The sequence below is a fragment of the Mycoplasma bradburyae genome (genome assembly GCF_024338845.1).
GTDB lineage: Bacteria > Bacillota_I > Bacilli_A > Mycoplasmatales > Mycoplasmoidaceae > Mycoplasmoides > Mycoplasmoides bradburyae.
The window spans coordinates 564,422-579,889 of sequence record NZ_CP101414.1 but is presented as its reverse complement, the minus strand read 5'-3'; the positions used below and the strand labels follow the sequence as shown (position 1 = coordinate 579,889).

General features: G+C 26.8%; 8 protein-coding genes. All 8 read left to right on the top strand.

Going from position 1 to position 15,468, the window contains the following annotated elements:
- The first annotated feature begins 261 nt into the window (after nucleotides 1-261).
- Nucleotides 262-2,463 (top strand): IdeS/Mac family cysteine endopeptidase, encoded by a 2,202-nt coding sequence (locus tag NMG68_RS02310; protein ID WP_255034345.1) that lies wholly within the window; start codon nucleotides 262-264, stop codon nucleotides 2,461-2,463.
- Between the two features lie 578 nt (nucleotides 2,464-3,041).
- The gene (locus NMG68_RS02305; RefSeq protein WP_255034344.1) at nucleotides 3,042-4,772 is read left to right on the top strand and encodes a lipoprotein 17-related variable surface protein; all 1,731 of its coding nucleotides are present in this window, start codon (nucleotides 3,042-3,044) and stop codon (nucleotides 4,770-4,772) included.
- A 464-nt stretch (nucleotides 4,773-5,236) separates the two neighbouring features.
- Nucleotides 5,237-7,087: a hypothetical protein gene (locus NMG68_RS02300; protein WP_255034343.1), complete on the top strand. Its 1,851-nt coding sequence runs from the start codon at nucleotides 5,237-5,239 to the stop codon at nucleotides 7,085-7,087.
- Between the two features lie 200 nt (nucleotides 7,088-7,287).
- Nucleotides 7,288-7,992, top strand: a complete 705-nt coding sequence (locus NMG68_RS02295; RefSeq protein ID WP_255034342.1) for a hypothetical protein — start codon at nucleotides 7,288-7,290, stop codon at nucleotides 7,990-7,992.
- Nucleotides 7,993-8,247: 255 nt separating this feature from the next.
- Entirely contained in the window at nucleotides 8,248-9,054 is an 807-nt protein-coding gene (locus NMG68_RS02290) for a hypothetical protein (RefSeq protein ID WP_255034341.1), read from the top strand.
- 383 nt (nucleotides 9,055-9,437) lie between these two features.
- The gene (locus NMG68_RS02285) at nucleotides 9,438-11,240 is read left to right on the top strand and encodes a hypothetical protein (protein ID WP_255034340.1); all 1,803 of its coding nucleotides are present in this window, start codon (nucleotides 9,438-9,440) and stop codon (nucleotides 11,238-11,240) included.
- Between the two features lie 221 nt (nucleotides 11,241-11,461).
- Complete coding sequence (locus NMG68_RS02280) at nucleotides 11,462-13,231, top strand: hypothetical protein (RefSeq protein WP_255034339.1); 1,770 nt, start codon at nucleotides 11,462-11,464, stop codon at nucleotides 13,229-13,231.
- Nucleotides 13,232-13,478: 247 nt separating this feature from the next.
- Nucleotides 13,479-15,365, top strand: coding sequence for a hypothetical protein (locus tag NMG68_RS02275; protein ID WP_255034338.1), 1,887 nt, complete (start codon nucleotides 13,479-13,481; stop codon nucleotides 15,363-15,365).
- Nucleotides 15,366-15,468: the final 103 nt, after the last annotated feature.

Sequence of the window (15,468 nt, the reverse complement as noted above, 5' to 3'; positions counted from 1 at the left end):
ATCCTTGTATTATTAATTTTTCTCAGTTATTAGAAAACAATATTAATTAAGATAAAACACTATACCCAATATTGTCACCCAACCATAACATTAAAATGGAAATCCTTAAAATTTAATTTCTAATTATTAGATAAAGATTGAATAGATTAAGATTGAATTTATAAATTAATACATGAATATTTATATTTCCTTGTATTAATTTTTTTATTAACACTAAATAATCACCCCTAGATTAATAAATAAAACTTAAGATTATTAACAATGAATATTAAGAAATCTAAACTATTATTTAGCCTATTTGGAACTTTAATAACTCCAGCAGCCTTACTTACTTCTTGTAAGAACTATTCTAACGATGTAAACTATCAACTAGAAAAACAAACTCTAAGTTTGATTTTAGATGATCAAGAAGTTGAATTAAGCAAATACGATCAACCTAAATACAATGTAATTGTTGTTGAATTGCGTGAAGCTTTTAATCAAGCTAAACAGATCTATAATAATGATCAATCTACAATTAGTGATCTTAGAAGAGCGATTGGTATCCTTGAAAAAGCTATTACCAAAGCATTGACTGATAAACGAAGTATTGATAGTAATAACTCCGATCATCAAAATGGTACTAGTGAAAATGGATCTAGTTCAGGTGATAATAATTCATCTAATGAAGTTTCTAATAATGCCAACTTAGATAGCAACAACAGCAATAATAATAGCTCTTTAGGTTCAACAACTTTAGATAATAGCAATCAAGATACAAACACTAATTCATTTAATAATAACAACAATAATAATCAAGATAACGCATTAAGCAGTGAAGATAATCTAAAACTATTTAACGATCTAACAAAAGATTTAATGAATATTGATAAAACTCAGGATGATCAAGTTTTAGATTCTAGTTATGATATTAATGCTGCTTTAAAAAAATGAAACTCATTGCCTAGTGAAGTTAAATCAAGTTTAGCATCAATTAAAGCTAAACTTGATCAATTAAAAGCTAGATTAAATGAGTTAGAAAAAAACTTACCAGATTTTGATAATAAATATCGTGATGTATTAACTAAACCTAGTTATACGAATGAAGATGAAATCAAAGTGATAACAGCATTAGCTGAATATGAAACTTTTAGCGCTGAGAAAAAACAAGAGTTTTTATCTAAGAAACAAAAATTAGATAAGATTAAGGATGATATTTATAAACAAAGAATAAATCAAGGTGTTTTCTATCGTGACTCTCAAAGTGCTCAATGATTTAAGCAAGATAACTATAATGTTTTAAATCTAACTCTAGATACAGTTCAAGCTTCTGATTATAGAGCGATTAGTGAAGCTAAGAAAACAATAGACAAACTTCTTCCATCTATTAAAGAAATATTAGCTAAAGAACATACTTTAATTAATAATTTATGAACTAAAGTTCAACAATTAAGAGATGCTCAACCTACTAGTGTTTATGGTGGATCATCAACCAATTCTCAACCAAGAGAAGAAGAAAGTATAACATACATCCCAAGAGCAGAAAACAGTGAATACCGCGACCCTAAACAATTTAATTTTGCTAACAAAACAATGTTTGTTTATGGGGTGGATGCTCCTGGATTTAAAAACGATCCTGAGAAAAAATGAATTGTTAGAAATGATGTAGCCAGATTACCTTATGATAAGACATATGGTTGATATGATGTTAATAAAATTGCTTTAGTTGAAGATCAATATCGTGATTTCAACTTATGTTGAGCTGCTTCTGCTTCTAATCTATTGCACTGATGAATTAACAATAATAAGCAATATATTGATGCTTATTTCAAACTTAATTCTACTTCAGAATGATCTAAAAATGTTCCAACTTATTATCCAGAACGTCAATCTATTCAGAATGATAATAAAGAAGGTAGAAGCCAGATCTTCCAAAGATTTAGTGATGCTTGAAGCGACCGTGGTGGATTTATCAATGACGGAATTAACTGATTTGTATCAGGTTGAAAACCTAGATCATCTGGTCTTTTAGTAGATATTGATGAAAATAAAGGAGGATACTTCAAAGATGTATTTACTCCTAAGCCTAATAGAGAAACTAGAGGTCGATCAAACGATGTAACAGAAGACTATAACGGTTTAAGCTTTAATCGCTTTAACGATGTCTTAAAAGATGCTTTCTTAAATAAGAAAGCAGTAGGATTCTCATACCCAGGTCACGCGATGTCTATTTGAGGAGCAGAATTTGATGCTAATGGGAATGTAGATTATATTTACTTCTGTAATAATAACTATGGTGACCAAGAAGAAGATCTAAACGGTGGTTCATTAATTAGAGCTAAGGTTGTACCAATTAGCACTTATGCTGTTGGTTATTACACTGACTCATTCTATGCTAATAAACCTAAATCAATTAAATCATTTACTGTATTACCTTTATATCAAGATACTTGAAAACAATATTTAGCTAAACACAAATCATAATATAAAATCCCAACTATAAAGAATCTTCTTAGTTGGGATTTTTCTTATTAGTTAATTGTTTATTTTTATCATAATAATTTTAGATAAATCATTAAATAGGTATTGATATATTTTTAATTAATGAATTTAATTGTTTAGATATATCTTGCTTTAGTTGGGTGATTTAATTAATTAGATAAAACTTAGTAAGTAGTAATATTTTCTATTCAATACTTGATAAAAAATACAACCTATTATTCAATGTTTTTAATACTTTTATAAGAACGATCAAAAAACGTGATTAAAAAAATTTAATTTTTTTATCAAAATCTGATTTTATTAAATATAATTTAGAATGTTTCAAATAAGATAAATTTAAGAGTTATTACTAAATAAGCTTATAAAATTATTAATAACTCTTAATCGGTATATGTTGAATTATTTGATTAGTTCAATTAAATAATTCAACCATTGATTTGTTAATTGTTTGATTTATATATTAGTTACAAGAAAGATTCGTAGATAGAAATCTACAAATCTTTCTTGATAAATTTTTAGTCTAAGTGAAGATAAAAAACTTTTTAAAATTTCTAAGTTTAATGGGTGTAGGTTCATTTGTTGGACTAGCTATAGCTAGTTGTTCTAAAACAGAACCTTCTAAATCTCTAGATGGGCAAAGTGGTAGTGATTCAGATAAAACCACTACAAATAAAAACGCTAAAACAGAAGTCGAAATGTTGGCTAATTCCCTAACGCCTGATAGTTTTGTAATAGTTGATAATTCTAAAAATGAAATAGATAAAGCTAATATTAAAGCTAACGAAGTTAAAAAAGAAAATATCAAACTGAAAAAAGAAATAGAAACTAATCCTATCCTAGAAGGATGAGAAGTAGTTTTAGAACTAGTCTCTAATCCTCAAGATTCAAATCAAAATAACGATAGTATTCAGATCAAAATCAAATTCAACAAAGATAATGATTCTGTTACTTCTAATCCTATTACTATTGATGGTTTTAAATCATTAGCTAATTCAGTTAGATCTGCATTGTTATCTACTGAAGAGATAACAAACCAAGATGGATCTAAACAATCTATAAAGTTATTAAACTTAGGTGATAGTGGATGGAAAACCTTAGAAGAATTACTAGGTTCTAATTCTTCAATGGTTGATAGTTCATCTAATATGATGGCCAATCAACGAAATTCATCTATTAGTTTAGCAGAATCTAATGATAATAGTGATGAATATATCAATGATGCTAAACCACTAGTAATTGATAGTAATTCTTTATTAGTTAAAGAATTATTTAAAAACAAGGTAGCTAGTTCAAATATTACTTCTAATCTTATGCTTTCATTAGAAGGAAAAGTTAAATTTGAAAGTATTAGAAAAGCTAATGATTCAGCAGAACTTATCCTAACTTCTTCTAGTGGAGAAAAACTTAAGATAACAGGTTCTTCAGTTGAAGATAATCAACAAAACACTAGAATAGATATCGAATTCGATAAAATTGTTTTAGCTAATGTAAAACCTTCAGATGTTGTAGTTCAGGTTTTATTTGGGGATATGGAAAATATTAATAGAAAGAATAGTTCTATTAATATTTTTGCAGGATATAAAATATCAAAACTGATTAAAACAAAAGAAGAAGATGTATCTGAAGTTGGAACAGAAACAAACGGCACTTCAATAAAAGTTCCAAGTAAATATACTCAACTAGATGGCGGAGATCTTGGTTTAAAAATTAAAGATAAAATGTGAATATTTCATCCTTTAGGTTTAAATTATGATGGAAGTTCTAAAATTGAAAAATATAGAGTCGTTGTTAATCTTTATTTTGGTAGCGCATTAACTGTAACAAACGCATATGATTACAATGTTTATGTAAAGAAAATAAATAATCAAGACAATCAAGCTTCAACACATAATAGTGGAAGCCAAATGCAAAAAGCGATGTCATCATTTGTTGATCCTTCAATATTCACTGATATCCGTCCAGAAGGGAATAACATCAATGAATTTTTAAAGATGACTGGTGATAGAAATATGAATGAAAAATTAAAATCTTGATATAGCTTATTGGATAGTTTAAATTTAAGTTCTCAATGAGATAATGAAAAGAATAAAGTAGGAATGGGTAATGCAATAGCAAAAATAACCAACAGCGATAATCAACAAAAATATGAACTGGATTCTATGAAAACAAATAATTACCTATTCATGGTTGGCATTAAAACAGGTTCTAATGATTACAATTTCTTACCTAGAATAACATTTGTAACTTTTGCGTATGAAAATAAAGCAAATACTTCTAATTCTAGACAATAAAAATCTTGTACTATAAATAAATAGATTTAATTAAAAATGCATTAATTAGTAAATGAAAATTTAATAACAATATAATTTATTGGTTTTAATAAATCTAATAACAAAAATTAAGTCTATAAAAATAATTATTCAAACATCATTTAGTAATAAGTATAGAATTGTTTTCACAATCTTTAAAAATCAAAATTTAATATTATAAAAAGCAAGAAGCTAACTTTCTTGCTTTTTATTTATTAACTAAAATAAATATCAATTTTTTTTATCAAAACCCTTTGTTTCTAGAAGAAGAAGAAGAAGAAGAAGAAGAAGAAGAAGAAGTTCCTATACAATCTTGTTATATTTAAATAATTTTTATTAATAATGTTCATAATTTCTAAATTATTAAAAGTTATGCTCATAGGTTTTAGTAAGCCTATATTTTTTTGCTATGTGAGCATATTTAATTAATAGATTGAAATATAACAATGAATAAAAAGAGTATATTAAAAGTAGTTAGTTTATTAAGTGTTGGATCTATAGTTATGTTATCAGCTACTAGCTGTAACGGAATTAAATTATCAGAACAACTAAAAAGTTCTAATTTAGACAAGCAGCCTCAACCTGATCCAACTCTAGATAAAAATCCGACCAATGAACATATGGTTGATGATGGAGTATCTGCTTTAGTAACTAAAGCAAGAACAGAATTAGATAATCTAATTAAAACTAAAGCTGATAAGCTTGATGCTTATTCAGACTATTCTGTTATTAAAAATGAATTAACATCAGCATATAATGCTGCTGAATTAACTAAAAATTCTAATAGCGCCACAGAGCAACAACTTAATGAAGCAAAAGCATCATTACAATCATCTATTAACAAGGCTGAAGCTGATAAAACTGAGTTTGATAATGGTCATACAGATATAGTTAGAGCTTATAACGAACTTAAAACAACATTAAATAATAAATCTGCAATATTATCATCACTTAATGATGATAAATATGTCGGTATAAGAAGTTATTTTAAAACTTATTATGATACAGCAGAACAAATCATAACAAATACACTCCAATATGATGGATTAACTAAGAATACTATTGATCAAGCTAAAAATAAAATAGTGGAATTGACAGATAATTTAGATAGCAAGAAATCTAATATTGATCAGTATTCAACTTTTAAGATGTTTAGAGTTAATAATACCAACTTTAAAGGTAGTTTAAAATATAGCGCAACTCCAGCAGATAGTCAAAAGCTTGTAACTTTTTCATCTGATTTCGATAACGATAATAATTCATATCAATGAAGATATGCTAATAGATTAATTGATAGCGAAACTAAAGAACGTAGTATTCAAATAACAAATGTTAGTTGAATCTATAGTTTAGATACTCAGGATGGAATGAACATGACTACTGCTAGTTATGATTTAGATTTTGAATATTACGGTGGTAATACTGCTACTTTATATTTTCCTTATAAAGCAGCTAAAGCTGATCAAGTTAGCGGTTCTAATCTATCTCTTAAATATAAGTTAAATGAAAATAATCCTGTAAATGTTGATTTAACGGGTGTTGCTGTAAATGATATAAAAGTTGCTACTATCAATTTAACTGGATTAAAATTTGGTATGAACAAAATATCATTTACAACAGAAGCTAATAAGAAAGCCCCTATGATTGGTAATTTCTATATTTCAACAACGAATGATACTGTTGACGCTGTCTATAATGATATTTTTGGTAATGAAGTTAGTGCTGATAATCCTGATAAAATAACAGTTAATTTCCTTAAGGGATACGGATTAGCTAATAAGGGTTATGGGGTTGTTGTTCGAAATACACCAAACAATACTTTTATCAAAAAGATGAATTTTAAATTAGATTCAGACACGCTTGGAAATAATGTGCCAACTAAAGAATACTATATAATAGGTTATTTGGGCGGGACTGATGGCAGTTCTGGAGTAGTTAATGGTTCTAATGTTAAATACTATACTTTTTATCTAAATGCTCCTAAAGATGGTATGTACGAAATTGGTGGTGTCTTTAATTCAGGGGGTAGCAGAGGATTATCTTTTTGAAAAGGATCATATAATGCTTCAGGTAACGGTAATAAAGCTAAATTTCAAAATTTAAATTCAGGTGATTGGAATAGTAAATTAAAATCATTCAATAAAAACCAAAAAGCTACTAATGAATCAGCGAGTTTACAACTTACTAAAGGATTAAATAAAATCATTGTTTCCGGTTCGGATTCAAATTCTCCTGCCCCTAATTTAGGAAATGTATCATTTACGTTAGTTAATAATTCAGAATCAAATAGTAGATAATTTAATAATTAAATACAATCAAAACCCTTTGTTTCTAGAAGAAGAAGAAGAAGAAGAAGAAGAAGAAGAAGAAGCTTCTATTTGTTTTAAGTTCATTATTCGTGCTGAAGTGCGATAATGAACTTAAATTTTTATAAGTTACAAATATTAGGTTTTAAACCTAATCTTTTGTTATTTAATTAGCTAGATAAGAAGATTAAATGAAAAATAAGAAAAGTATATTAAAAATAATTACTTTATTAGGTGTTGGATCTATAGTTGCTTTGTCGGCTGCTAGTTGTAACGGTATCAAGTTATCTGAAAAATCTAATCATGATTCGGAGACAAATACTAATCCTAAAAATGAATCAAATAATAAAATAACACCTAGCGATAATGTTTCAATATTAATAAATAAAGCTAGAACAGAATTAAGTAATATTATTAAAACAAAAGAAAATACGATTAATTTATACAACGATTATTCTCTTATTAAAAAAGAATTAACATCCGCTTATGAATCAGCTGAAGCAATTAAAAACTCTGAAGAATCAACTGAAAAAGAATTAAATGATGCTAAGGATTCGTTAAAAGCTTCTATTAACAAAGCTCAAACTGATAAAAAAACATTTGATTTAGATAATGTTGATTTATTAAATTCGTATATTCAACTTAAAACTTTAGTAGCTAATAAGAACAATATTGTATCTTCAAATATTGAATACAAATATAATGGTTTTAAATCGATTATAAAATCACATTATGTTGTTGCGGAAATTATTATTAATAAAGGTCTTCAAGCAAATGGATTAACAAAACAAAACATCGATAATGCTAAGAATAATATTGACCATATTTTGGAAAATATAGATTACAAAAATCGAATGTTGATGAATATTATAATGCTAAGAAATTCCCTATCTTAGATACTAATTTTAAGGGAGTGTTTGCGAAAACAGATACAAATGCTAATGCTGAAAATAAGTATATTATTGGTTATAATGGAGCTATAACCAAATAATACTTGAAAGTACGCCAAGAGAAAAATACAAGGTATTAATGATGCTAATTCAGTTTCTAGAATAACTGATATTGCATGAATCTATAATTTAAAACCTCAAGATGGAAATAGCTCAAGTTATGATTTTTCATTTGCATATTATGAGGGAGAAACGGCTACCTTGTGATTCCCGTATAAGTCTTATTTATCAACGCAAAATACTAATAATTTAGGTCTTCAATATAAATTAAATAATGGACCAAATCAAAATATAGAAAATATAACTAATGCAGTTGTTGACGATATTAAAGTGTGTGAAGTTTCCTTATCAGGATTAAATTTTGGATCTAATACAATTTCATTTAGTGTTCCTGATGGAAAAGAAAACCCTATGATTGGGAACATGTATATTACTATATCAAATTCGGAAGAAGAAAAAAATAAGGTTTATGATTCTATATTTGCTAGTGAAAAAGGTTTAACAAATCCTAATGCAATTAGTGTTAATTTTGTAAAAGGGTATGGCCTTTCTACTATTCCTGAGGGTACATATCAAACCAATTTTACAAAACGTTCAGCAGCAATAGATGATGTTGGAGAAATTAAAGATGAATACCTTCTTGGTTATTTAGGTAATGTCACAACTCACAACGGACCACATGACGAAAAATATTACACTTTTTATATAAATGTTCCTGTCTCAGGAAGATATGAAATAAGCGGAATATTCAATTCAGGAGAATCTAGGGGTTTAACATTTTGAAAAAATGGACTTCGTAATAATAATGAACAAGCCAAATTTGTTAATTTAAGAGCTGCAGATTGAAATAAATTAAAAAGCTTTGATAAAGATAATAAAGCTATGAATGGTTCATCTAGTCTTCAATTAGATAAAGGTTTAAATAAATTAATTGTAACAGGTCAAGAACAAAATTCTGTTGCTCCTAATTTAGGAAATGTTACTTTTAAATTGCAATCATATAATTAATTTTTAAATTTTTAAAAATTAATTAATGAAAATTTAGTAATAAGAATGAAAATTTAGTAATAAGTAAATTTTTAAGATATTCGTAATAAATAAATATACAGTTTATAAGATAATTTAAATTATATTCAATTTGTCTTTAGAATAAAAAGTAAGATAGCGCTTAATACGTTTTAATATTTCATTTACGATAATGAATTTTTATAAAAATGCTAAATAAAATATTAAATATCGTTAAAACCCTTTGTTTCTAGAAGAAGAAGAAGAAGAAGAAGAAGAAGCTTCTATCTGTTTTAGATTAATTTTAAGGTGGATTCCTGAAAATTAATCTAATTTTTTATTTTAAAAGTAATATTTATTGAATTTAAAGGTTATTGTCAGAACTTATGAAACAAAAAAAGTATCTAAAGATATTTAATTTATTAGGGATAACAGTATCAATTTGTTTAATGAATACTAGTTGTGCGGGTATAAAGATATCAGAAAGTGCTACTTCTCCAAAAACTGAAACTAATCCACTGCAACCTGAGTCTACACGCCCAAATTCTAATAACCCTAATGTTAATGGTAACTCTGATCTAGCTTTAAATAATTCAAAAAACGAATTGATCAATCTTTTAAAAACAGAAGATTCTAATATTTCTTTATATAAAGATTATTCAAAGATAAAAAATAAATTACAAAATGCGTATAATAGCGCTAAAAATGTGAATAATGATTCAAATGCTAAGAATGATGTATTTATTCAAACTATAAACGAATTACAGTTAGCAATAAATAGTGCTGCTAAAGAAAAAACGGCATTTGACAATTCTAAACATGAATTAGTTGATGCTTATAATGCATTAAAAAATACTTTGAGTAATAAAGAAAATGATTTGAGAAGTATAGGTGATGATTCTAACTATCAGGAGATCAAAAATCAATATGAATCTTTATATTCTGAAGCTGAATTAATAATTACCAACACACTTCAAGATGAGAATTTAACAAAAGAAAAAATTCAAATTGCTAAAAATAACATAATTGATTTAATTTCTGATATTAACGATAAAAAAGCTATTTCAAACGAATATTTAAATTTTAAAAAGTTTTCTCTTTCTTCTGAGAATTTTATAGGTGATTTTTTAAAAACTCAAAATCAAGCATCTAATTGAAGAATCGTATCATTTAGTTCTAATTTAAGCGACCCAAATATAAAGTTTGCTACTAGAAAAATCGATAAATTGCCAGCAACTGACAATTTATCAAATATAACTGATGTTGCTTGAATATACGATTTGAGAAGTCAAAACAACAAGAGTTCTAGTTATAACCTTAAATTTAAATATTATAGCGGTTCTAGTGCCGTTTTATATTTTCCATATAAAACCTATACATCATCACAAAACTCTAATAACCTAGGATTACAATATAAACTTAATAATGGCGACTTAATTGATATTAGTTCTAATATAAGTGATGCTCAAATAGGTGATATAAAGATTGCTAAAATTAATTTAAATGGTTTAATATTCGGTGAAAACATAATTTCATTTAGTGCCCCTTTAAATAAGCAAAATCCAATGATTGGCAATATGTATATTGCAAAATCAGAAACAGAAGAATCGATAAATAAAATTAACGACAATTTGTTTGGTAATGAAAAAGTTGAAGGTAATCCTAATACAATAACAGTAAATTTTGTTAAAGGTTATGGAATGGCTAATAAAATTGCTACAAATTTAACTAAATTTAACGGTAAATTTAACGATAATGAAGCCGCGCAAACTCAATACCTAATAGGTTATCTTGGATCAAAAGAAGGTAGTGGAAATGATTCTCAAACAGATCGTTATTATATTTTTTATGTAAATGCTTCTGTTGAAGGAACATACAAAATAAGCGGATTTTATAATTCAGGCGAAAATAGAGGTTTATCATTTTGAAAAGACAATTACGGAACTAATGATAGCGGAAAAAAAGCTAAATTTCATAATCTAAATTCTGGCGCTGGTAATTGAACTGACAAATTAAAAATGTTTAACGAACAACAAAAAACGAACGACAGCTCTGCTAGCTTAAATTTAACGAAAGGTTTAAATAAAATTATAGTTTCAGGATTAGCTTCTAATAGTGCAGCACCTAATCTTGGAAACATTACATTCACACTAGATACAACAACTCAACCAGCAGCATCATCTAATTAAATATTTCACCTAAAAAATGAATTACACAATTAATTCAATTAAATCTTATTGTTTCTGATAAAAAAATAAGAAGTAAAATCAAACTTTATTAGTAGTTCTAAGTACATTAGAATTACTTAGTTTTTAAGTTAGTTTAATTTATTAAATTTAGTGTTTTTATAAATTTATATAAATTCAAATAAAATCATTATTTGTTGGTTTTATTTATAAAACATTTTCATATGAAATGAAAAAGTTTTTTAAAAACTGTTAACTTCTTAGGTGTTAGTTCATTAATTGGTGTTTTTGCAACTAGTTGCACCGGTATAAAAATAGCTGATATTAAACAATCAGATCCTAAGAGTGATTTGACGCAAGAATTACCAATCAACAAAAATAATTCTGATTCTTTAATAAACAAAGCTAGAAAAGAATTAACTGATTTAATAAATACTAAACAATCAAAGGTTAATTTATATAAAGATTACGCAAAAATAAAAGAAAAATTAGAATCAGCATATAACTCTTCTGAAGTTGTTAGTAATGATTATAAAAGTTCATTAGAACAATTAGAAAAATCCAAAGTAGATTTAGAATCTGCTTTGGATTTTGCTGCAAGCGATAAACAAATATTTGATAATGCTCATCAAGAATTGGTTAGAGAATTTAATTCTTTAAAAGTGACTTTAAATAATAAAGAAGAAAGAGTGAATTCTCTAAACCAAGTTAAATATAACAGTATTAAAACGCATTTAAATTCATTATATGAAGTAGCAGAAAATATTGTTCAAAGCGGTTTGCAACCTAGCGAAGAATTACAAGTTAATTCAGCAATAACTGCAAATACTAATATTAAGGAAGCAATATCTCTAATTGACAGTCAAAAGATTAATGTTGATTTATATTCAACTTTTAATGATATAGCAATTAGTGCTGATAACTTTCACGGTAATTTCAAGAAAAAAAGGAGTCAACCTACCGATTTTAGTTTAATAGGTTTTGGAACTAATTTAGGTGACTTTTCTTATAAATTTTTAAAACGTAAAATTAACGGCACAAGCAATTCGGATCAACTAACAAAAGTATCTTGAATCTATAGTTTAGAAAAAGATAATGTTGAACAAACTCAAGCTAGTTATGATATTAATTTTACTTACTTTGGTGGAGCTACAGCTATACTATATTTACCAGTAAAATATTTCTTATCTAGTCAGACAAGAGAAAATACAGGATTACAATATCAAGTTAATCAAAAACAGATTATTGATTTAAATGACCAATTGCAAGATTTGTCAATCGAAGATATAAAAATTTTAAAAATTAACTTAACTGATCTTAATTGAGGTAATAATAACATTAAATTAATAATGCCTTCAGAAAAAACAAGTATTCCAGCTATTGGTAACGCGTACATATCATTAGATAGTTCGAGTGAAAATCTAGTTTATAATTCCATTTTTGGTAATGAAATAGATCCGCATAATCAAAATAAGATAACAGTTAATTTTATTAAGGGGTATGGAATAGCAAATAGATCTAGAACTGAAATAAAGAAAATAAGCGCAGCTATAGATGGTACAGGACAAGTCACAGATAATTATGTTTTAGGTTATCTAGGAGGTAAAATAGATAATAGTCAAAATTTAGATAAAAATAACATTTTGTATTATTCGTTTTATGTAAATGCTCCTATAGAAGGTATGTATGAAATTAGTGGGATTTATAACACTCAAGATTCACGAAAATTAGTATTTTGAACTAAGCAATATAATAATCAAGAAGCTGATGGTAAAGCACAATTTAAAGAACTGCAAACTGAGAATTGAGATTCAAGTTTAAAGAGATTTGATTCATCTAAAAAAGATGAAAATAGTAATTCATTTTTAAAATTAAAACAAGGACTAAATAAAATAATTGTTTCGGGAGATGTGAATGGTACAAACGCAAATCCTGCTCCTAATTTAGGAAATGTTACATTCACTTTATCAACACTAATGAATAGTTCTAAATAATTTTTAATTATAATTAAATGATTAAGTTTTAATTTTTACAAAACCCTTTATTTCTAGAAGAAGAAGAAGAAGAAGAAGAAGAAGAAGAAGAAGAAGAAGCTTCTATATGTTTCAAGGTCATTTTTCGGTTTTTTAATCGAAAATGATCCTGATTTATTTATTAATTATTCAGGTTTATATAGATTTTTAGCAAAATCTATTATTTGAATTAATTAACAAAAAAGATTTTGCTAATTACAAACTTTAAGTGAAAAGAAAAAATATCTTAAAGTTTATTAGTCTATTAGGTGTTGGTTCTTTTGTTTCGCTAGCTGCAGCTAGTTGTAAACAACCAGTTGCTGAAAAACCTACCAAACCCACCGAACCAAAAAATCCGAATAACGGTGGTAATACAACTCCTGAAAAGTCTGGAACAGATAATCCTGTTACTTCACCCGCAGGAGGTAGTGATACTACTAATCCTACAACTCCTGCAAACTCAAAAGCTGAAGTTGAAAAATTTGTAAAAACTTTAACTCCTGAAAGTTTTAAATTAGTTAAAGATGACGGAAATGATCAACCTTTAAATGAAATTGAGGCTAGTAAAGTTAAAGTTGAAAACTTTAAATTAAAAAACACTAGTCCAGCTATTGAAGGATGACAATTGGAAGTTAAGTTAGTTAGTAATATTAGTTCTAGTCAGGATCAAGATAATATTCAAATTAAAGTTGAATTTACTAAAGGTAGTGATCTTGTAGTTAGTGATCCTATAACTTTAAGTGGTTTCAAAACTTTATCTAGAACTATAGCTTCACTACTATTAAAAGATGAAACTGTTAGTGGCTCTGATGGAACAAGTACAGTTGCTAAAGTTTTAGATTTAGGTGATGCTAATTGAGATACATTAGAAGACTTAATTGTTACTAGGGAAACTACATCTGCTGAAGTAACACCGCCAGAAAGTTCAAGTGAATCAGCACCTTCTGAAGCTAGTGCTAAAACATCAATTAAATTAGTTGATTCAGGTTCAGGTAATGCGCAACCTTCTGAAGAAACTTCTAATGAAGAAAATTCTATATCAACAGAAAGTGACAATAGTTCAGCTATAGGTGATAATTCTAAGTTATCTACTATGTTATTAAAAAATAAAGTAGATGCTATTGATAAAATTAAAAATCCTCAGTTATCAATTAAGGGTAATTTAATTTTTGAATCAGTTACTAAGGAAAATGATTCCCCTAAAATCGTATTCTCTGCTAAAAAAGGTGAAAAACTTAAAATTGTCGGTACTGCATCTGAAAAAGAAGTTGATACACCTAAAATGATTGATATTCAGTTTGATAAAATAGTTTTAAAAAAATTAACTCCATCTGATATCAAATTCGAAGTTTTTAAAGATAGTTTTAAGTCACAAAACAATTTTGAAGATTATAAAAAAGGTGATCAAGTTTCTGATTCAGGGAAAGATATACCTAATTTTGGTTCAGACAATGGAGATAAAATAGCTGTTCCTAGCAAATATACTAAATTTGACGAAAATAAGCTTAGTCTAAAGATTAAAGAGAAAGATTGAGAGTTTACTCCGATTTCTGTAGTATTCAATGGTTCTGATAAGATTGAAAACTATAAAACTTTAGTTCAAATATCTTTCGGTAAATTATGAACTACTACAAATGTTTATGAATACAATGTTTATCTAAAAAGAATGCTTTCAGAAGATTATGAAGGCAATTCGAATGAAAGTGCTAGTAGAGCTTCATTAGCTTATATTAAAACTGAAGTGTTTGCTCGTGTGAATCAGTGAAGAAATAATATAAATAAATTTTTGGATGTTGAACCTAATATCACTAATAATCTTTCTTCATGATATAGCTTATCAGCACCAGGTGATATGAATAAAAAATGAGATAACAATAAGAATCAAGTAGGAGAAGGTAACATCATAAATAAAAGTATAGATAGTACTTCTAGTAGTAACCAAAGTTGAAGATCTGATTTTTATGCTAATAAAAATAATAACTTTATGTTTATAGCAGGAATTAAATTAAGTGATAAAGATAAATATGTATTCTTACCTAAAATAACATTTGTTACATTCAAATATCAAGCTCCATCACCAACCACTTCAACAATGGCTGCTGCTTCACAGTCTTAATCTAATCCTAGAATATATTCAAGAAGATAATTAAGATTATCAAATTATATAAAACAAGAAGTAATTGCATTATGCCAATACTTCTTGTTTTTAATTATTAGTT